This is a genomic window from uncultured Flavonifractor sp. (assembly GCF_944385615.1).
Classification (GTDB): domain Bacteria; phylum Bacillota; class Clostridia; order Oscillospirales; family Oscillospiraceae; genus Flavonifractor.
The window spans coordinates 13,781-30,965 of record NZ_CALWXV010000031.1 but is presented as its reverse complement, the minus strand read 5'-3'; the positions used below and the strand labels follow the sequence as shown (position 1 = coordinate 30,965).

24 protein-coding genes are annotated in these 17,185 nt (G+C 61.6%); all 24 read right to left on the bottom strand.

Annotated elements, in window-relative coordinates; translation table 11 throughout:
- Positions 1-72: 72 nt before the first annotated feature.
- The 24 genes from Q0J75_RS08975 to Q0J75_RS08860 all read right to left on the bottom strand — a co-directional run bounded on the left by Q0J75_RS08975 (position 73) and on the right by Q0J75_RS08860 (position 17,179).
- Positions 73-519 carry a phage holin family protein gene (locus tag Q0J75_RS08975; protein ID WP_297199868.1) on the bottom strand — a complete coding sequence of 149 codons (447 nt, stop codon included), beginning with the start codon at positions 517-519 and terminating at the stop codon, positions 73-75.
- A gap of 1 nt (position 520) precedes the next feature.
- A complete protein-coding gene (locus Q0J75_RS08970) occupies positions 521-1,882 on the bottom strand; it encodes an N-acetylmuramoyl-L-alanine amidase (RefSeq protein ID WP_297199866.1) in 1,362 nt (453 codons plus the stop codon).
- On the bottom strand, positions 1,875-2,267 hold the full coding sequence (locus Q0J75_RS08965; protein WP_297199864.1) for a hypothetical protein: 393 nt from the start codon (positions 2,265-2,267) through the stop codon (positions 1,875-1,877). Before Q0J75_RS08965 ends, Q0J75_RS08970 begins: the two co-directional genes overlap by 8 nt.
- Positions 2,268-2,313: 46 nt before the next feature.
- Positions 2,314-2,469, bottom strand: coding sequence for a CD1375 family protein (locus tag Q0J75_RS08960; protein ID WP_297199862.1), 156 nt, complete (start codon positions 2,467-2,469; stop codon positions 2,314-2,316).
- A 240-nt stretch (positions 2,470-2,709) separates the two neighbouring features.
- On the bottom strand, positions 2,710-3,099 hold the full coding sequence (locus Q0J75_RS08955) for a hypothetical protein (RefSeq protein WP_297199860.1): 390 nt from the start codon (positions 3,097-3,099) through the stop codon (positions 2,710-2,712).
- A 24-nt stretch (positions 3,100-3,123) separates the two neighbouring features.
- The gene (locus tag Q0J75_RS08950; protein ID WP_297199858.1) at positions 3,124-4,293 is read right to left on the bottom strand and encodes a hypothetical protein; all 1,170 of its coding nucleotides are present in this window, start codon (positions 4,291-4,293) and stop codon (positions 3,124-3,126) included.
- Complete coding sequence (locus Q0J75_RS08945) at positions 4,290-5,156, bottom strand: phage tail protein I (RefSeq protein ID WP_297199856.1); 867 nt, start codon at positions 5,154-5,156, stop codon at positions 4,290-4,292. Before Q0J75_RS08945 ends, Q0J75_RS08950 begins: the two co-directional genes overlap by 4 nt.
- Positions 5,149-6,285, bottom strand: a complete 1,137-nt coding sequence (locus tag Q0J75_RS08940) for a baseplate J/gp47 family protein (protein ID WP_297199855.1) — start codon at positions 6,283-6,285, stop codon at positions 5,149-5,151. The genes Q0J75_RS08945 and Q0J75_RS08940 overlap by 8 nt, the downstream gene beginning before the upstream one ends.
- Positions 6,278-6,598, bottom strand: coding sequence for a GPW/gp25 family protein (locus tag Q0J75_RS08935; RefSeq protein WP_297199853.1), 321 nt, complete (start codon positions 6,596-6,598; stop codon positions 6,278-6,280). The genes Q0J75_RS08940 and Q0J75_RS08935 overlap by 8 nt, the downstream gene beginning before the upstream one ends.
- A gap of 3 nt (positions 6,599-6,601) precedes the next feature.
- Positions 6,602-7,003, bottom strand: coding sequence for a phage tail protein (locus Q0J75_RS08930; protein WP_297199850.1), 402 nt, complete (start codon positions 7,001-7,003; stop codon positions 6,602-6,604).
- Positions 7,003-7,329, bottom strand: coding sequence for a hypothetical protein (locus Q0J75_RS08925; protein WP_297199848.1), 327 nt, complete (start codon positions 7,327-7,329; stop codon positions 7,003-7,005). The genes Q0J75_RS08930 and Q0J75_RS08925 overlap by 1 nt, the downstream gene beginning before the upstream one ends.
- A complete protein-coding gene (locus Q0J75_RS08920; protein WP_297199846.1) occupies positions 7,329-8,390 on the bottom strand; it encodes a phage late control D family protein in 1,062 nt (353 codons plus the stop codon). The genes Q0J75_RS08925 and Q0J75_RS08920 overlap by 1 nt, the downstream gene beginning before the upstream one ends.
- A complete protein-coding gene (locus tag Q0J75_RS08915) occupies positions 8,387-8,599 on the bottom strand; it encodes a tail protein X (RefSeq protein ID WP_297199843.1) in 213 nt (70 codons plus the stop codon). The genes Q0J75_RS08920 and Q0J75_RS08915 overlap by 4 nt, the downstream gene beginning before the upstream one ends.
- On the bottom strand, positions 8,596-12,120 hold the full coding sequence (locus Q0J75_RS08910) for a phage tail tape measure protein (RefSeq protein ID WP_297199839.1): 3,525 nt from the start codon (positions 12,118-12,120) through the stop codon (positions 8,596-8,598). Before Q0J75_RS08910 ends, Q0J75_RS08915 begins: the two co-directional genes overlap by 4 nt.
- A 14-nt stretch (positions 12,121-12,134) precedes the next feature.
- On the bottom strand, positions 12,135-12,263 hold the full coding sequence (locus Q0J75_RS08905) for a hypothetical protein (RefSeq protein WP_297199836.1): 129 nt from the start codon (positions 12,261-12,263) through the stop codon (positions 12,135-12,137).
- 35 nt (positions 12,264-12,298) lie between these two features.
- Complete coding sequence (locus Q0J75_RS08900; protein WP_297199832.1) at positions 12,299-12,676, bottom strand: hypothetical protein; 378 nt, start codon at positions 12,674-12,676, stop codon at positions 12,299-12,301.
- Between the two features lie 34 nt (positions 12,677-12,710).
- A complete protein-coding gene (locus tag Q0J75_RS08895; protein ID WP_297199830.1) occupies positions 12,711-13,232 on the bottom strand; it encodes a phage major tail tube protein in 522 nt (173 codons plus the stop codon).
- Between the two features lie 16 nt (positions 13,233-13,248).
- On the bottom strand, positions 13,249-14,703 hold the full coding sequence (locus Q0J75_RS08890; protein ID WP_297199827.1) for a phage tail sheath family protein: 1,455 nt from the start codon (positions 14,701-14,703) through the stop codon (positions 13,249-13,251).
- 12 nt (positions 14,704-14,715) lie between these two features.
- On the bottom strand, positions 14,716-15,042 hold the full coding sequence (locus Q0J75_RS08885; protein ID WP_297199824.1) for a hypothetical protein: 327 nt from the start codon (positions 15,040-15,042) through the stop codon (positions 14,716-14,718).
- The gene (locus tag Q0J75_RS08880; RefSeq protein WP_297199821.1) at positions 14,960-15,523 is read right to left on the bottom strand and encodes a hypothetical protein; all 564 of its coding nucleotides are present in this window, start codon (positions 15,521-15,523) and stop codon (positions 14,960-14,962) included. Before Q0J75_RS08880 ends, Q0J75_RS08885 begins: the two co-directional genes overlap by 83 nt.
- 4 nt (positions 15,524-15,527) lie before the next feature.
- Entirely contained in the window at positions 15,528-16,100 is a 573-nt protein-coding gene (locus Q0J75_RS08875) for a phage tail protein (RefSeq protein ID WP_297199818.1), read from the bottom strand.
- Complete coding sequence (locus tag Q0J75_RS08870; protein ID WP_297199816.1) at positions 16,097-16,465, bottom strand: hypothetical protein; 369 nt, start codon at positions 16,463-16,465, stop codon at positions 16,097-16,099. The genes Q0J75_RS08875 and Q0J75_RS08870 overlap by 4 nt, the downstream gene beginning before the upstream one ends.
- Entirely contained in the window at positions 16,462-16,842 is a 381-nt protein-coding gene (locus Q0J75_RS08865) for a hypothetical protein (protein WP_297199813.1), read from the bottom strand. Before Q0J75_RS08865 ends, Q0J75_RS08870 begins: the two co-directional genes overlap by 4 nt.
- 13 nt (positions 16,843-16,855) lie before the next feature.
- Positions 16,856-17,179 carry a DUF2190 family protein gene (locus Q0J75_RS08860; protein ID WP_297199810.1) on the bottom strand — a complete coding sequence of 108 codons (324 nt, stop codon included), beginning with the start codon at positions 17,177-17,179 and terminating at the stop codon, positions 16,856-16,858.
- Positions 17,180-17,185: the final 6 nt, after the last annotated feature.

The following is a 17,185-nucleotide window of genomic DNA, read 5'->3' as shown; positions in this document are numbered from 1 at the left end:
CATGCACTTCCTCAGACTCTTATAGTTTGGCAGAGACATTTTACCCTGACAAGTCGCCGACTGTTTTTACGCTTACCCGGCCTCTTCCACCTTCTGCTCCAGGGCGGCGATCATTTTTCTGAGCCACCCAGGTACCGGTGCGCCCAGGGCCCCGGCGTTCTCAATGATACTTCCGGCCTCGGTGAGGATGTACCAGATGACCACCAGGGGGCACAGCAGCACCGTGTAGGCAAAGGGCAGCTCCACCCCCGGCAGGTTGGCCAGCAGGTGCCCGATGACCACATCCAAAATCCCGGCCACGATGACGGCTACCACGCTGCCCAGCTTGTGCCAGATGCCGTCCCGGGCGGACTTGCTGGACCACTCCCCCGCCCGCAGGGCGGCGGCGGAGCCAGTGGCGTAGTCGATGAGCATACAGCCGATCCACGCCACCACCACCCAGCCAAACCACCCCCACAGGGCGGTCAGGGCGGCGCATAGAGCGGCCAGAGCCGCCTTGAATGCGTTGACATGCTCCATATCAGCCACCCCCCTGCTCAGTCAAAAGCCCCAGCCGGTCCAGGATCACCGCTGCCTGCTCCCTGGTCAGATTCCCCTGGGGGTTGGTGCCGTCAAAGATGCCCAGCGCCACGGCCTTCTTCCAGGCCTCCTTGGCCCAAGGGGACGGCTGATCCGGCTCGCCGCTCTCTGGCTGCTCCACGGTATCCATGCCTAAATAGGCCAAGATACCGTTGGCGATGCCCGCGGCCAGCTTGTCCCGGTATGTGGAGTCGGATAGCAGGGCCACGTCCTCCTGGTTGGTGTGGAAGCCGCACTCCAGCAACACGGCGGGGGCGGTGGTGGCGGTAAGGACGGTGAACAACTCATGATAGGGCTTCCCGGTGCCGAACAACACCACCCCCTGGGCTTTCACTGCGTTGATGATATCCACCGCCGCCTGATTGCGCTCGGCGCTCTCCGGGCCGCTGGAGGTATAGGCCACAAAGCCCCGGGCGCTGCTCCAGCCCCCGCCGCCGGTGGCGTTGGAGTGGAGGGAGACAAAGAGGTCGGCCCCGGCCCGGTTGCTGACGTTGGCCCGGGCGGTGAGGCCGGGGACCTCCTGCTGGGTACGGGTGCAAACAACCGTCACGCCCTGCTGCTCCAGCAGCAGCTTCAGGCGGGTGTACAGATCCCAGGTGAACTCATGCTCCTTATATGCCCCATCCGGGGAGCCGTTCACATTACCCGGCCCATGGCCGGGGTCCAGGCACACGATCTTGCTCATGGTGGTTTCCTCCTTCTCATCCGGCTTGTCCGCCGGCTGTTTCAGCCACACGCAAATCCAGTTGTGGACTTTGCGGGCGGCGGTGATCTGCCGGCCGTCAAAATCGCACTGGGAGGACCCGCCGCCGTCCAGCATCATGGCGGAGCACCAGCCCAAGTCCAGCAGCTCCTTCTGCAAGTCCTCCGGCGTGGAAGCGTCACCCGAGCCGTCCGAGGAACAGTACAGCCCCAGACAGCCATTGACCAGCCCCATGGCGGACCTCCCCCGCTTCCCGCCCTGGGCAGCGGCATAGGGAATATCCAGGGCCTTGCCGTCCTGGATCATGGGGGACACGGCGATAAAGTTGGCGCTGCTCTGCCAGTCGGTGCCCATGGTGATATTGCCGGGGGCGTCCCAGGCATAGCCCGGGACGTTGCCCCACGGAGTTAAAGACAGCAGCTTGCCGCCCACCTTCAGCCCCCGGCAGGGGGAGCCGTCCGGGTTCCACATGCCGCCATTGAGGATGTAGTCGGCCCCCGTCTCCCCCTTCACCTGGGCCAGCGACTTGCGGCAGTTGGTGACCACGATCTCCAGCCGCTCAATGGACTGGAAGGGAATCAGAGCAATGCGCTTACTCATCGGTGGCGGCCTCTTCCTGCTCCTTCTCCCACTCCTCCCTGGCGGGGGCGGACACGGGGCCGGGGTCGGCAGTGGCCTCCATCAGATCGATCATGCCCTGGTAGTCGCCGTTGTTCCACAGGGGCTTGAGCTGCTTCATCAGGTACTGGCGCTTGCGGATGTAGGCGTTGTAGTCGTCATTGATGGCGGCCAGGTCGGGGTTGGCCTCATGCAGCGCGGCCCAGTCGGGGCGGAAGTCACGGGGCAGCACCATAGCGCCCTTGTGCTCATCCCGGCCCAGCCGGATGTTGTTCTGAAGCATGGAGTCTCCCACGCCCAGATCCACATCGTTGGCGTTGGCAATGGCGTAGCAGGCGGGGGTCAGCTGGTTGTAGTTGATAGACATAACTTTTTCTCCTTTACAAATCGTAGGTTTGTACTTCCTTGGGTGGTTACTGGGCGCTGCCGCCGAACTCACCGGGCACCAGCTCGGGCATCCCGAAATCATTCACCAGAATGTCTGCCACATCCTGCTTCAGAAGCCGGGGCACCTGGTCGAACTTGGTGCGCTCCTCCACAATACGAACCGCGAACAACATAGCCATCATTTCTTTGTCTCCTTCCAAACATAAATATATTCCCAAGGCCCAACGGGCCAATAGGTCAGTCATAACCGAGGCCCACATTGGGCCTCCCAAGGACTTCTTGTCACGCTGCGGCGGCTGCACGACGCCACACTGTTCGCCCCTTCGCGAAAAATGCCGCCGGGCCTTCGGGGGACGGCCCGCCCTGTTTTTTCGTCTCCGGGCCTCACTGTGCGGCTGCTCCGCACGCCTCCGCGCTTCTGGTCACGCATAAACCACCGCCGCCATTTCCACCAGGCAGTCCTCCAGCATCTGATTGGAGGTGGTCAGGGCGGCAATCTTGGCCTGTAACTCCTCCACCGTGGGGGTGGGTTCAGGCTTTTTCGGGGCGGGGTGCTCCGCCTCCCAGGCAGTGATCTCCTCCTCGGCGGCAGCCTCGACCCAGGCGGATGTGTCTGCATCCCACCGGGGGCTGATAAAGCCCACAGCGCCCGCATAGGGCCGCATAACAGGGGGAATGGTGTCCACCAGCGACTCACCTTCCAGCATTTCGTAGTTCTGGATTTGCTCGCCTTCCTGATCTTTTAGATGCACCCGAACCAAGGTTTTATAGCGGTTTTGTGCATCTATGACACATTCGTGTTTATATCCCATATCGCACCTCTCGCACTTTTTTTATCATGAACCTATGAACAAAATTTGCGCAAAGACCTTGTTGACACTCTGCTCACCTGCCCCAAAAAATACATTTCCACTGGCATCTACTTTGATATACCCAGTCGTTGATCCTAACTCACCGATTCCGCAAAGTGCGGGGATAGTTTTTGCAGGGCGATAACCTTCCGGCAATGTAGCAACATGGCTCTCACCCGTAATCGCACCACTAATGTACTGTGCGCTTAAAGTGAGCACCACAACATTTTCTTGCGTTTTGAAGTAGGTAGACCTGTCTACATTTGTCCATCCATCCACTAGAGGCAAATCGGACTCCTCCGGCAGGGTGGCGGTGGCAATTTGCAACCATTCTCCAGGCACATCAAAATGAAAGGTACGAAACCACCTGTCCTTCCCAGTGGGAGATGTAATAACCTGTATTCCGGTATTTTCATCAAACGGAAAATATTCGATATACCAATACTCTTCTCTTGGCCCGAATCCCGACTCAGGACCAACCATATTAGAGTAAGGATATGGATACGGTTTATTCAAATCCTCTCCGCTTACCGGACGTCGGCACATAACAAGGTCAATATTTGCCTTCTCAGATAAGACCTCATTGAGATTCCTGTCATCCTCTTCGCTGACAGGGATATCCTCACCGGTCAGCGTCACATCCTGGGACAGGTCCTTGCCGTTGATCTTCCTGGTCAGCTTTACAAACGTCCGATCCACATACTCCACCGACGCAATCACATTGGGGTTTACGTTGATCGTAATGTTCGCCTTATTGGAAATCGCAATGGTGGCGTACACCTCAAAGAGGAAGTCAGGGTTCTCCGCTTCGGCAGGGATCTCCACGCCCCGGTCATCCTGTAAGAGAAACAGCAGCGTTTCCTCTTCCTCATATTCCAGCTTGGCTTTCACGCCGATCTGGTGCAGGATGTAGGATTCCGAAACTCCTTTGTTGGAGATCTGGACGCCCACCTGCTTCCCCTGCTCCAGATCTTCCAGACCCATCAGGCAAAAAGTCTGCTTCTGGTCCACCACATCGACAGCCGAGGCCAGCTCCTGGTCCTCCAGCGTACCGGCGCCGCCTACCGCGCTTGTGATGGTCAGGATATGGCCTGCCAAAGATTCGTTCAGCAGTGCCACGCCTGCATTGGTAACGGCAGCGTTATTCCAGCTCATGTTGATACCCCCGTTTTCACTTTGAAATAGGTCCCCGCTGCTTTGCCTCCGGTGTACACAGGCGGCCGGATATGCGCTATGCCTACCCCGTCGGCCTTTACCTCTGCCTGTGCCCGGGCATACCAGCCGGACAAGCCCACGCCAGACGCCACGCCGGCAGCGGGATGAGGCGGGCGGACTTCTCCACGAATCTCCACCGGCACGGCAAGGCGCACATATGCCCCGCCCGCGCAAGCGGCTGCCGGCACATCCGCCCGGATATCTGGCGGATGGACCCCGCCCGGCTGAACCAAAACCGTGCTTCTCATGGATTGACCGGCAGCTGCGGCAGCCGTATAGCCTGTGGCGGTCCCCTCCGCCCGAATGATGTAAATGATGCTGTCCAAATGGGAGCGGAGATTTTTGTAGAAGTTCATGCGCTCCAGGACGCGGCGGTGACGCTCCGAGTGAATATCCTCATGGGAGACGTCAATATAGAGCTTGAAATGATAGGGCTCCCCACCATACTCAAACCATTCGGCCACCTTGGTTTCCGGGTAGATGGCCGAGATGGCCGTCTCCACGGCGGCCTTGGTGCCCAGGGTCTTGTGGACCCGCCAGCTGTCCTTCAGGGTCCGGCGCTTCTCCTCCAGGCTGTAGTTGCCGTCCCACCAGTCCACCTTGAAGTCGTAGGCCAGCAGGTCCAGCAGCGGCTCCTCCAGCCGGTCGATAGCTGGATAGATGCGCAGCCGGTCCAGCTCGCCCACCCGCTCGGCCAGCACGGTAGCCAGGGCTTCGGCCAGCGCCGTCACCGACGGGTCAGCCCGTAGGGCGGGCGGCAGAGTCTCCATCAGGTTTTCTTTGGTGATGCCGTGGTCATTCATCCTCATATCCCCCGTTGGTGATGGTGACAGAGCCCAAAGCCGCCACCTGGGGCACCGTCTTGTCCCCGCCGTCCCGGAGGACGGTGAAGGCGGGGGCGGTCAAAGCCACCCGCTTGATGCCCGTCTCCATGAGCAGGGAGATCAATTTGGAGGGGTTGATATCCCGCCCCAGCTTGGCCTGCTGCCAGGTGTTGAACGCCTCCACCGCCCGCTCCACCGCCGCAGCCACCTCCACCCCGCTGGCCGTGCTTCCGGTCTGAGTGTAGTAGGTAAAGGCCACGTCATAGGGTACCGTCTCAGCGTCCTCCACAAACACCTGGTCGGTAAGGGGGCGCACCTGGTCGGCGCTGCACGCCGCCAGCACCTGGGCTTTGACCTCCTGGGGGGCCAGGGTCCCGTCTGCCATCAGGACATAGAGCTTCACCACGCCGGGCGTGGGAGAATTGGCCACCACGTCGGCGATCTCGGTACTCACCTGCTTGGCAAAATAGATGTACCCCCCTTTGGCCCCGGCACAGCTGAAGGCGTCCATACTGGCCCGGATCAGCTGGTAATAGGCCTCATCATCCGGCACGTCGGAGCCGCCTGCCGGCTCAGTGATGCTGACGCACTCCGAGCAGTAGTCGTACAGATCCACCAGCTTATTGATCTGCCCGGCGGCGTAGCCGTTGCCCACTGTTCCGGCGGTCTGGCACCGGACAGGCAGTTCCACAAAAGTCTCACCGATGGGGATATAGGCGTCTCTCTGAGTCTCCCAGACCAGGGTGCCGCTGCCGTCGGTGACCCTGGTCCCCGCCGGGATGAGGATGGCGGTATCCTGGGCCTCTGAAATGGAAAAGCGCACGGTACACACGGCGGCCTTGGCTGCCGGGCGGGCCTGGGCGGCGGTTAGTTCCGCCAGGGCGTCCAGGTTCTCCCCCTCCGCCCGGCTGGGTACGTTCTGGTTGCCGGTGTAGTTGTTGAGCACCCGCTCCTGGACGATGATGTTGGCCATGTACTGGATAAACAGCTTTTCCGGGCTGGCCGGGCGGACGGTGGCGCCGGTGATCTGCTCATAGAGGGCGGTGAGAAGGGAAACCACCTCCCCGGCATCCGTGGGCACAAATTGATATTCTGTGTTTCTAGCCACAGTCGATGTCCACCTCCACGGTTGGGATCAGAAGGCCGGGCTGGGTAGGGTCCTCCCGGAAGGAGATATCCAGCACGGTGGCCCGGGGCTCCCAGGTCTCGATGGCCTCCCGCACCCGGGCGATCATCAGGACCTTGGCCACCGGGACGGGCTTGTCCAGAAAGTCCATGTCCAGCCCGAAGGACCGGTACAGGGGGATGGTCCCCTTTCGGGTGGACAGGATGACGGCGATATTTTGCAGCACCGACGCCACCGTGTCGGTTTCGTTGAACCGGATGGCGGTCAGGTCGGTGGCGGAGACTGTATAGCGCATGCCCTACCCCCTCAGATATTCCTGTAAGCTCACCGATACCGTGGCGTGGGTGATGTTCCCCGCCCGGTCAAAGGCCTTTGGTTTCATCTCATGCTTGGTGATATTCCACCGGTACTTTCCATAGGCATGGGTCCCGATGGTCAGGGGCACCGCCGTGCCGCCCCGTTCGTATCCCCACAGCCTGGTCACCTCGGCCATAGGGTCCACCCCCAGCTCCACCGACAGGGTGATATCGAAGGTGATTTTGTCCGGGTCCAGCCCGGTGAACTCGGTAAGGGCGTTGGCGCCGTGGCGCTGGTGGGTGCTGTACCGGGCCGAGCCGGACCAGCTTATATTATCCAGGGTCTCCACCACCTCCTCGGACACCTGGAAAATCACCTCGCCCAGGCATCCCACAACTGCCATTAAAGAATCCCTCCCAACACAAAGCCGTCCCCGTTGAATACCGGCAGGTACAGGGTCAGCACGGTATCGTTGACCTTGGGCATCCAGGGCTTGATGGTCAGATCATGCTTGTGGCTGGCAAAGGCGGCGGCGTCACTGCCGCCGGATTCATACTCGGTGCGCTGGGGTACGGTATAGTCCGGGATGGCGGGGGGCGTGGCCAGGACAGGCAGCCACCCGGAGGTGTGGCCGGTGTCCGGGAACTTCACCCGGGCCAGCCGCTTGCCGTTGTCCACCGCCGTCACTGTACCGATGCGCACCATCCGTCTGATGATTTGCTCATCCATCAGTATCCCTCCAGCACTTTCCGCAGCTTGACCTGCACAGAATAGCCCGAGCCCCCCACCGTGTGCTTGGCCTGGGTGACCAGGTACTTCCCGTCCCACGCCCCCCAGCCCTCCAGGGCCACAGTGACCCCCGCCACAAGCTGGGGACTGCCCGGCAGGGTAAAGGTGGCAGTCTTGGCGTATTTGTTGTGCAGCCGCAGCAGCTTTTCAGCCAGCGCCTTGGCCTCTGCCGCGCTGGACACCTTGGCGGTGATCTCCAGTTGTTGATTGTTTTTGGCGTCTTCGTTGTAGTCCTCAATCTTGGCCATGGCGGAGATGCACTGCCCGGATGGGGCGGTGTAGCTGACCCGGCAGGAGGCGTACTGGGTGTCGGCGGTGCCTACGTTCAGCTTGTACTTGGTATAGCTGCCGTCCCCCCGCCGGAGGGTAAGCACGGTTGGCTTGGCCTCATAGGCGGCCTGGTCAAAGAGAACTAAAATGCGGCTGGTGGCCTTCAGGGAAATCCCCGCCTGCCGGCACAGGATGGACAGCAGGCCGATGTCGCTGGTGTCCACCTGCTCCACCCGCTGGTAAAAGGGGTCTGTGGCCGCCTCATACATCAGGGTCATACCGCAGGCGGCGGCCATCTCCCCGGCGATTCCAGACAGGGTATAGGCCTCCCAGGCCTTGGACTTTCTGGTCTGCCGGATCTGTGCGCTGAAGGGCAGGGCGGTGCCCTTGATGGTGACCACAGCGGGCGGACCGGAAGCATCCACGCTGTCCAGCTCAAAGGTCCCGCAGGGCAGGACCACGTCCTTGCCGTCCCCCAGCCAGTTCTCCCGGACGATCACCGCGTCCATGGAGAGTCTGGCGGCAGAGGCGGCGTCCACGGCCTGGGCCAGCCAGTCCTCCATCCAGAGGGTCTCCCGGTCCTGGAGCTGGAGCTGGAGGTCGTCGGCCTCCTCCGCCTCCTGGTCGGTGTAGGTCAGGGAGAGCAGATAGGGCCGGATGGACGCTGTGATGTCCACCCCGCCGAACGCGACCTCTACCGCCGTGCGGCGGGCTTGGTTGGCGTCGCTCATGCCGTCACCTGCTTCCAGGGCGGCAGGGTGCTGCCGGTCCGCTCCGGGATCTCAGGCAGGGTCAGCACAATGCCCGCGGGAAACCGGTAGATCTCCCGGTATGGAAGGTTGGCCCTCATCAGCCGGTCGGTGTGGTCGGTGCTGCCCAGCTGGGCATAAGCAATAGCGTCCCACATATCCCCCTGGACCGTTGTATAGGTTCTGCTCATACCATGCTCCCCCGTTTCGCGTCTATCTGGGCGTTTTCCAGGACCTCCAGCACCCGCAGGGCAAAGTCGTCCCCATAGGCTCGCAGGTCCTCCACCACCTCCGGCGCCGGGGCGCCGGTAATCTGGAACACCACCTGGACCCCGCCCAGATGGACCGAGCCCCCGGTGCCGGGCAAGGCTTCTTCCCCGCCGGAGATGGACAGCCGCGCCTGCAAAGCCGCAGTCTCCGCTGCGGTCATCACCTGCTCCCCGCCGCCGAAGTAGACCAGCTCGGGGCCCTGTTCGCCCACCAGGGCCAGGCCGGGGGCCGCCCTCTGGGTACCGGAGGCGTATCCCGGTATGTTCAGAGTCAGGCCGCCCCCCGATGGGGACAGGGCATTGCGGGCTGTCCGGGCAAGGCCGGCATAGGCCGCCTGCACCTGGGGCAGCATACTGTTGGCCCCATTGATATAGCCCTGTATGGTCTGTTCGGCGCTCTCAGCCGCCTCTTCGCTGAGGTTCATGGCCTCGATTTTCGCCGCCAGATTTTCTAGCATCTCTTCTACAAACGTGTTGAAGTCGGTCTTGAGGTCGGCCATACTGCCGGCCACTTTACCCTGCTCCTGCTGTAACGCCTGCCAGTTGGACACCATGGTCTGAAGCTGCTGGTCGGTGGCCCCGGCCAGGCCGGCAATGGCGTTGACGCTTTCCTGGGACCCGTCGGCATAGGAGGAGAGCATATCGCGCAGGCCCTCGATCTCCCCGCTGCGGTCGATCAGGGACTGCAAATTGTTGTTGTAGTCCTGCCAGTAGTCCACCTGGCTTGACAGGGCCGTGTTGAGCTCCCCGATGCTGGTGGCCACCACGGGCGCAGCCTCTTCCCAGAGGGCATACTGCCCGGAGATGCTGTCGTATGCGGCCAGATAGGCGTCTTTGTAACTCTGGGCCTGGGCGTCGATCTGTTCCTTGGTATTGACCAGCAGGCCTTGCAGGGCAAAGATTTGATCCGACGTGCTGGCAGTGGCGCCGGCGCCGTTTTCAGCCTCGGCGGCATAGTTTTTCATGGCGTTTTCCGCATCCAGCAGGCCCTGCTCCGCAGATTCCAGAACGGCTTTGCTCTCCTCCACCGCGCTGTTGTAGATATCCTGGACTTCATAGGCCTTTGAGAGATCCCTGTTGACCCCCGCCAGGTCGATGTTGAGCAGCTTGTACAACTCGTCCTGCTCCTGCTGGGTAAGGTTTTGCTTCTCCTGCAACGGCTGGATCTGGGCCAGCAGCCCGGCACGCTTGTTCTCCAATTCCGTGACCTGGGCCGTGGCCTTGGACAGCTCGATCTGGTTTTTGTAGTATTCGCTGTAGGCGTCGTTGTAGGCGGTGCGGTAACTCTCCAGATAGTCCGACGAGGCCTGCTGCTGGGCCGCCTGTTGGTAGGCCGCCACATAGCCGTAGAGGGAGGCGGCGCCCTGGTCGATCACATAGGCGACGTTTCCAAAGTCGTCCACGTTGGTCTGGATCTGCTCCGACAGCTCCGGCATCAGGTTGAGGAGCAGAGCCACTGTGTTGTTGTACTCCCTGGTCTGTTCCTCTGTCATACTCTGGGCGGACTCCAGCTCCACCAGGCGGTCCAGATAGCTTTTTGCCGCGTCGGCGGTGGCCATGGTCTGGGCGGTGGTGTCCTGGTAGGTTGACTGGGCCTCCTCCAGGGTGTCGTTCAGTTCCCGGGCGGAGGCGGTGAGCTCCTCCACAGAGGGCACCGCGTCCTCAGAGGCCGTGGTAGCAAAACTGGCCGCTGCTGCCGTCACCCCCGCCAGAGCGACGGTAACGGCCATGATAATGTTGAGGCCAGGGATAGAGGCGCTCAGCATGGCGGAGGCCGCCGCCGCCAGTTTGGCCGCCACGGTATAGGCCGCCAGAGCCGCTACCACCACCCCCAGCACCACCGCAAAGGCGGTGAAGCCGTTGACCAGGGCCGGGTTTGTCTGGGCAAAGGCCGCCAGTCCATTGAAGAGCTGGGTCCCCACCTGGTAAGCCTTCTGGAGCGCCGGAGTATAGGCCTCGCCAATGGCCGCCTTCAGGTTCTGGTAGGCGTTCTCCATCATAATCAGCTGACTTTGGGCGGTGGCATACCGCTTGCTCGCCTCGGTGGTAAGGGCGGTATTGTCCTTCCAGGCCGTGCTGGCAGTCTTGAGGGCCTCGGTAAAGGTGCCGCTGGCCCCGGCGGCACGGAGCAGGGCGTCCCGCATACTGATGTCGGACAGCTCCATGTCATCCAGGACCGCGATGGCGCTGCGCCCCTGGGCGCTCAGATCCCCCAAGCCTTGGATAAATTTCAGGATAGCCCCGGCCGCGTCGGTCTCAAAGGCCTGGGCGAATTGCTCGGCGGACATACCGGCCACCTGGGCAAACTGCTCCAGCCGCCCCTCCCCCTGCTGGACGGCCAGGGACATATCGGAAATGAGGGTGGAGAAGGCGGAGCCGCCCGCCTCAGCCTGGATGCCCACCGAGGACAGAGCGCCGGAGTAGGCCATGATCTGGGCCTCGGTCATGCCCACCTGGTGACCGGCGCCGGCGATGCGCATGGACATGTCCACGATCTCTTTTTCCGTGGTGGCCAGGTTATTGCCCAGGTCCACAATGGTGGACCCCAGGCGGCCGAAGTTTTCCTGGGACATGCCGGTGATGTTGGCCAGCCGGGACAGGTTGGTGGCCGCCTCGTCGGCGGTCATGTTGGTGGCGGTGCCCAGCATAGCCATGGTCTCGGTAAAGTCCAGCAGGGACTCCTTGTGGATGCCCAGCTGTCCGGCCGATTCAGCAATGGCCGCCAGCTCCTGGGTGGTGGCGGGGATCTGGGTGGACATGGTGCGGATGGCGTCCGACATGGCCACCAGTTCCTCATCGGTAAAGTCAGTGGTCTTGGCCACGCCGGTCATGGCGCTCTCAAAGTCCATGGCAGCCTGGGCGCATCCGGCAAAGTAGGTCATGATGGACTGAAGCCCGGTCACGATGCCCGCCGCAGCCAGGGCCTCATAGGCGGCAGAAAAGGCCTGCCCGGCCTGGTTGCCGAAGCTTTGAATACTGCTTACCACTCTGTCCTGCTCAGCTCTCAGATCTTCTATCTGACGCTTTAATTTGGCAGAACTTGCAGCCAGGTCATCTGTGTCCGCCCCCGCTGCCCGCAGAGCGCCCCCCAGCTGTTCCAGCTTCTCACTCTGGGCCTCCAGAGCATCCGTGGTATTCCCCAACTGCCGTTGCTTGGATAGAAGCTTATTCTTTAGCTCGGAAGAGGCATTGCCGGTCTCCTGAAGCTCCTGCTGGATGTTGTCGTACTGCTGCTGCAACATGACCAGCTTTTTTCGGGTATTCTCCACCGCCGTCTGCTGCTTCTGAAAGGCTGCGATGTCCGATTGTGTTTTGGAAAGTGCTTGAATCTTCTTCTGTATGCCGACAAGTTCCGCCTGGGCGGAGCGGAAGGTTTTGGCGTAATTGCCGCCCAGCTTTGCGTTGAGCTGGAACAGCATCTCATATTCTCTCCGGCTGGCCATAGCTCCGCCTCCCTTCAGGTCTGGGGCCGGTCTTTCTCCCGTTCCCGGACCAGTTCATTGCTGGCATGGATCCACCGCACCAGCTCCCCCAGGGGCAGGGACAGCCAGAAGGAGACCGGCGTATGGTTGGTCTGGGCCAGCACCAGACACTGCCGTCTCAGCCAGGCCCCGCCGTCGGCTAGGACAGCTCGGAGGCCATGAAAAAAGAGCGGGCATGGCTCCTGATCTGGTTATAGTCCCAGATGGGCATAGCCTCGAAGGCCATGAAGTCCAGCTTCTCCTGGCAGGCACGGGCGGCGATCCGGGTCAGATATTGCCCGGAGAAGGTGGGGACGATGACCGCCTTCCCCAGCAGCTGCAGCTCGTCCTCCACCGCCAGGCTGTCCGCGCCGGTGAGCTGGTCAAAGCGGAAGGTCAGCTTGTTATAGGTCTTGCCGCAGTAAGTAAATGGGGTCTGGAAGGTGTGGACATATCCGTCGGCGGCCTGGGCCGCCTCCTGCTCTGCCTGGGCAAATTCCGCCTCGTCCACCGGCTTTTTAATGGTCTCTGTCGCCATAATGATCTCCTTTCTGTGTTACATAGGTGCCCCGTTACTTGCCCAGGGCCTTGCGTACCTCGGCCATGTAGTCCACGCCCAGGATGACGCACTTCATGTTACGCTTGTCTACCTCCCACAGCTGTTCGCCGTTTTTGTACGCGGCAAAATAGTACACCACATACTCGCCGGAGGTGTCGGCGGAGGCCATGGGGGCCACGGTGCCGGGGGTGGTGGTCTTGGGCCGGACGATCATGACATACTTGTCGGCCCAGAGGCCCACATCCGCCTGCTCCACGTCCCAGTACTCCTCGGCTACCCGCATATCCAGCTGGTGTTTTTGGGGGGACATCAGCTTGACCGCGTCCCCGTGGGGGGTGAGCCAGGTGATGGTGGTGGTCATGTTGCTGACCATGCCGTACAGCGGCACCTCCATCTCCCCCATCATTCCCGCGCCCGAGATGTTGACACAGGGGAAGGCAATGGCGGGCAGCTGCACCTTGGCCACGCCCAGCAGATTGACGCTGTCCTCATAGATCTCCAGATTGATATAAGCCGCAGGCTGTTTGGCGCTCATAGCGGTTTCCTCCTTCTTACGAAGCCAGATTCAGGGCGCTGGTGAGAGCATCCACATCAAACTCCATGGTAAAGTGGATCTCCTGCGCCGGGACGGGCGGGGTCAGGTAGATGTGGAAGGAGATGATACCGGCCAGCAGGCTGGTTACCGGGTTCTCCGAGGCGATCAGCTCCACCCTGGCCCCCAGCAGGTATTCCTGGCTCACCAGGCCGTTGAGCCAGATGTTGCAGGTGTCCTGGATGTTGTCCAGCAGCCGCAGGTTCATGGGCTTGTCCAGCTTGGACCAGAAGGTGCGGATGAGGGTGTTGGCTACAAAGTCGAACATCCGGGACACGGGGATAAACTGGTCCTTCACATCGGTGTTGCCGGGATAGCAGGCGGTGTAGTTGTTCCGGGCCGTCCAGCCCATGGACATGAAGTTCAGAGCGGTGACGATGCCATATCCGGCGATGAGGTTGGTCTGTTCAAAAGTCAGGCTGACCTCCGTGCCGTCCTCCAGACAGCAGCCGTCCATCTGGAAGTTCTTATTGGACGGGCTCTCATAGGGCACGCCGCCGTTGCCCGTATCCACCTGGGCCATCAGTCCCGCCAGGTGGGTGGACATGTGGAAGATGTAGTCCCCCAGCCGCACCATGGGCCAGCACAGGATCTGGTTTTCGTCCACCAGATTGCCCTGGCTCTTGGCCGCCGGCAGCTCGGAATACTCTCGCACGCCGTCTGCGCCGCAGTCAAAGTCGATGAGGGCCTTGGCCCGGAACAGGCCGTTGATGCCCGCCGCCTTGGTGGCCATCACCGCCGCCACCACGCTGTCCTGGGACCAGCCGGGGACGCAGATCAGATCGGGAATCAGGCCCACGGTGCTCATGCAGGCGTCGATGACCCCCAGGCCCTCCACGATGTCGGCCTGCTCCACCCCGTCGGGCTTGACGGCGCTGTACTTGATGTACAGCTGGCTCTCGTCGTAGTGCTCACCGGACTCCAGCAGCTCCACCAGGCAGGCCGTCCCGCCCTCGTCATAGAACACGCTGTAATCGCTGTCCCGCTCCAGCACGGTACTGAAACCGGCCTCCGTACTGACTTGGATGGTGTCGGCAAGGGCGGCAAAGGGAAGCACCGCCTGGTGGTCGGACACGGGGACGGCCTCCTGGCCGTCTCCGGCGGCGCTGTCCGCCATGCCGGACTTGCTCCCGTCCAGCACGTTGCAGAAAATCACAGGCTGACAGCCGTAGAGCTGGAAGTGGGCATACATAAATTCACACAGGGGATAGCTTTTCCAGTCGTAGGAAAAGCCCAGCTTGGCTACCGCCTCGTCCCAGCTGGTACACAGCACCGGCACGTTGGCCTTTGCCGGGGTGGCGGCAGCGTGGGCGGGAGCCGCCCCCACCACAAAGGGGACGCTCACATCCGCCTTCACCGGGGTGCTCACCGCCGTGGCCTGTTCGGATACATGAACGCCAAGATTTAATGCCATATCAGTGCCTCCTTACGCTTTTCCGGCCAGCCGCTGATAGTTCTGATGCAGCGCGCTGCCCGGTCTCTTTGCCTTCAGCCTGGCCTCCGGGAGCTTGTCCCCGGAGACGATCAGGGTCTTGACCAGGGGGTACTGCTCGATGGCAGCCGCCGCAGCGGTCAGAGCCGCCCGTCTGGTCCCCCGGTAGATGGCGCCGTGCCGGATCAGGCCCCCAATGCTGGGGCCGATGTAGCAGAAAAATCCGGCGGCGGCGCGGTCAGGTTTCCGGGTCCTGGCGGACGCGGCCCCGCTGATCTGGGGGGTATCCGCCGCCATAGAATTGGATTGCGTCTTTGCCATGTGCTATCTTCCTTTCAATCGTCGGGAGCCTCCATACAGAGCTCATCTCTCCCATGAAATAGGGCGCTGTGTCATCGGGATAGACCAGGGTCTCCAAGCCCTCGCCCAGATCCAGGATGAACTGCCGGCCGATGACCACCTGCTCCAATAGGGCGATCCTCAGCCGCTCCATCAGGCCCAGCAGCAGCAGTCCGCCCTCCTGCTCGTCCCCGTGGTACACACAGAAGATGGTGCGCACCACAGCCGCGCTCTGGGGGTGTTTGCCTGCTGGAAAGGCATCTTTCCCGGTGATGATCTGATGCAGGATATAGGGGGCTTTCTTCTTGGCCGCCCTGCTGTCCGGCAGGCGGGCACAGTAGACCTCCGGCGCCCGGTATGCCTGGGCGTCCTCATCCTGTTGCAGAACGGTGGGCAGGCGCATATCCCCTGTGCTGGCCTGGGTAAAGGCCCGCAGCTGCTCCAGCAGCGTCACTTTCGTCATAAACTCACCTCCAGCCGTTGAGGAGCGCGTTGATCTCATGCTCGATCCGGCGCTCATAAGTTTGTAAAATTTCCTGGTCCATCTTGTCAGTCGTCTCTTCATGGGCATAAAACGCTTGGATGGCAGAAGGCCCGAACCGCTCTCGGATGGGAAATCTCTCCTGGCCCTCTCTCTCAAACACGCCGGTATGTCCGCCCACATGGGCAACAAAGGCATTTTCAAGGGTCTGCTGGGCGCTGGAACGCAAGACACGTGTATGGATTCTCCCGCCCGCACCAGGCTTGGTGTCGAACTTGATAAGGGGAATGACATTCCCGCGATAGCCGAAGGTGATCTCATAGGAGCCGGAGGTGTCCTTGACAATGGTATTGATGTTCCGCGTCCTAGATTTTAGTTCCCCCTGTGAGATGGCATACTCCTGGGAAACGATCTTCATACCGACGGTGAGACCGTGCTGTGCAGACCGTTTTAAGGCGCTGCCAACGGCGCGATAAACACCATCAGGAATTCCGAACAGGAGCTTCGATACCCGGTCAAGGCTATCGTCGATTTCGTCAATGGTGATGGCGTAGCTCATTCGTCCATCGCCTCCAGTTCCACCCGGAGCATCCCCATCTCACAGCCGGAAGCGGCCACATAGAAGCTCCGGAAATATCCGCCGCCCCCCTCCCGGTCATTGACCGACAGGCGGGCGCCCTGTTCGGGCTGGTTCCCGCCCAGGTCGGACCGGGCACAGTGCAGGACGGCGGAGACCTGATAGAGCCCCTGGACGTGGTCGGACTGGAGCTGCCGCCGGGCCTCTTCCTTCCGGTCGGACAGCACGATGGGGATATCCAGGTACTCCTGGCCGTCATAGCGGACGGTGCGTATTTGGGCAAATTCCTCCACGTTGAGGAATACCCCGTGGACGTCCCGGGCCACGGCCTCCTGAAAGCTGCTCATGTGGCCGGGTCCTCTTCCTCTGAGGCGGCCTCCAGCTCCACCGCCGCCAGCAGCTGGGCCAGTTCGCTCTTATTTTTGCACTTGGCACTGTCCAGCCCCAGGTCCTGGACCAGGTCCTCCATGGACTCCCTGGTCAGGGTCATCAGGCTATCCACGGTAAAGTGGCCGTCTACGATATCCAGGGCATCGGGGATGACCGCGCCGTCGGGGGCAGCCTCCCCGCCTGTATCGGCGGCGGTCACATCTCCCACCCAGCAGGCGCTTCCGGCCCGCAGCCAGGCCTCTACCATCTTCTGCTCATCGGCGGGGAGCCGATCCCCAGACTGAATCATGCGCCCCTGATACAAAATAGGCCGTGTGGCAATGAGCGTTTTCATATCTGTTTCCTCCTCAGCCCAGCAGCTTGACCAGCACAGTGCCCGTTCCGGCGGCGGCCGGTGCGGCGGCATAGCCCGCCGGGGTGTGGCCCTCCGCGGTGGTGGTAATCTGGTCCCCGCTCTTGTCGTAGTACAGGGCGGCCCCCAGAGCAATCTCGCTGCCGTCCTTGTCCATTTGGAATACGCCGGTCATGTGGAGCTGTCCCTGCTCACCCGCGGCAATATCGCTGGCCGCCACCCCGATCCGGGTAGTCAGGTCCACCACCTGGCCATACTCCACCGCCTCCTTCGGGGTGTAGTCCAGGGTGTCACCCTTCTGCCAATAGATCCCTTTCATTTGGTC

Bases quoted from the DNA above. Each gene is read 5' to 3' on its own strand.
- Q0J75_RS08930 (WP_297199850.1), bottom strand. From the start codon at position 7,003: ATGGCAGTTGTGGGATGCCTGGGCGAGGTGATTTTCCAGGTGTCCGAG.
- Q0J75_RS08935 (WP_297199853.1), bottom strand. From the start codon at position 6,598: ATGCGCTATACAGTCTCCGCCACCGACCTGACCGCCATCCGGTTCAAC.
- Q0J75_RS08860 (WP_297199810.1), bottom strand. From the start codon at position 17,179: ATGAAAGGGATCTATTGGCAGAAGGGTGACACCCTGGACTACACCCCG.
- Q0J75_RS08945 (WP_297199856.1), bottom strand. From the start codon at position 5,156: ATGAATGACCACGGCATCACCAAAGAAAACCTGATGGAGACTCTGCCG.
- Q0J75_RS08885 (WP_297199824.1), bottom strand. From the start codon at position 15,042: ATGGCAAAGACGCAATCCAATTCTATGGCGGCGGATACCCCCCAGATC.
- Q0J75_RS08960 (WP_297199862.1), bottom strand. From the start codon at position 2,469: ATGATGGCTATGTTGTTCGCGGTTCGTATTGTGGAGGAGCGCACCAAG.
- Q0J75_RS08955 (WP_297199860.1), bottom strand. From the start codon at position 3,099: ATGGGATATAAACACGAATGTGTCATAGATGCACAAAACCGCTATAAA.
- Q0J75_RS08865 (WP_297199813.1), bottom strand. From the start codon at position 16,842: ATGAAAACGCTCATTGCCACACGGCCTATTTTGTATCAGGGGCGCATG.
- Q0J75_RS08895 (WP_297199830.1), bottom strand. From the start codon at position 13,232: ATGAGCGCCAAACAGCCTGCGGCTTATATCAATCTGGAGATCTATGAG.
- Q0J75_RS08925 (WP_297199848.1), bottom strand. From the start codon at position 7,329: ATGGATGAGCAAATCATCAGACGGATGGTGCGCATCGGTACAGTGACG.
- Q0J75_RS08975 (WP_297199868.1), bottom strand. From the start codon at position 519: ATGGAGCATGTCAACGCATTCAAGGCGGCTCTGGCCGCTCTATGCGCC.
- Q0J75_RS08890 (WP_297199827.1), bottom strand. From the start codon at position 14,703: ATGGCATTAAATCTTGGCGTTCATGTATCCGAACAGGCCACGGCGGTG.
- Q0J75_RS08900 (WP_297199832.1), bottom strand. From the start codon at position 12,676: ATGGCGACAGAGACCATTAAAAAGCCGGTGGACGAGGCGGAATTTGCC.
- Q0J75_RS08910 (WP_297199839.1), bottom strand. From the start codon at position 12,120: ATGGCCAGCCGGAGAGAATATGAGATGCTGTTCCAGCTCAACGCAAAG.
- Q0J75_RS08915 (WP_297199843.1), bottom strand. From the start codon at position 8,599: ATGAGCAGAACCTATACAACGGTCCAGGGGGATATGTGGGACGCTATT.
- Q0J75_RS08950 (WP_297199858.1), bottom strand. From the start codon at position 4,293: ATGAGCTGGAATAACGCTGCCGTTACCAATGCAGGCGTGGCACTGCTG.
- Q0J75_RS08875 (WP_297199818.1), bottom strand. From the start codon at position 16,100: ATGAGCTACGCCATCACCATTGACGAAATCGACGATAGCCTTGACCGG.
- Q0J75_RS08880 (WP_297199821.1), bottom strand. From the start codon at position 15,523: ATGACGAAAGTGACGCTGCTGGAGCAGCTGCGGGCCTTTACCCAGGCC.
- Q0J75_RS08970 (WP_297199866.1), bottom strand. From the start codon at position 1,882: ATGAGTAAGCGCATTGCTCTGATTCCCTTCCAGTCCATTGAGCGGCTG.
- Q0J75_RS08870 (WP_297199816.1), bottom strand. From the start codon at position 16,465: ATGAGCAGCTTTCAGGAGGCCGTGGCCCGGGACGTCCACGGGGTATTC.
- Q0J75_RS08965 (WP_297199864.1), bottom strand. From the start codon at position 2,267: ATGTCTATCAACTACAACCAGCTGACCCCCGCCTGCTACGCCATTGCC.
- Q0J75_RS08920 (WP_297199846.1), bottom strand. From the start codon at position 8,390: ATGAGCGACGCCAACCAAGCCCGCCGCACGGCGGTAGAGGTCGCGTTC.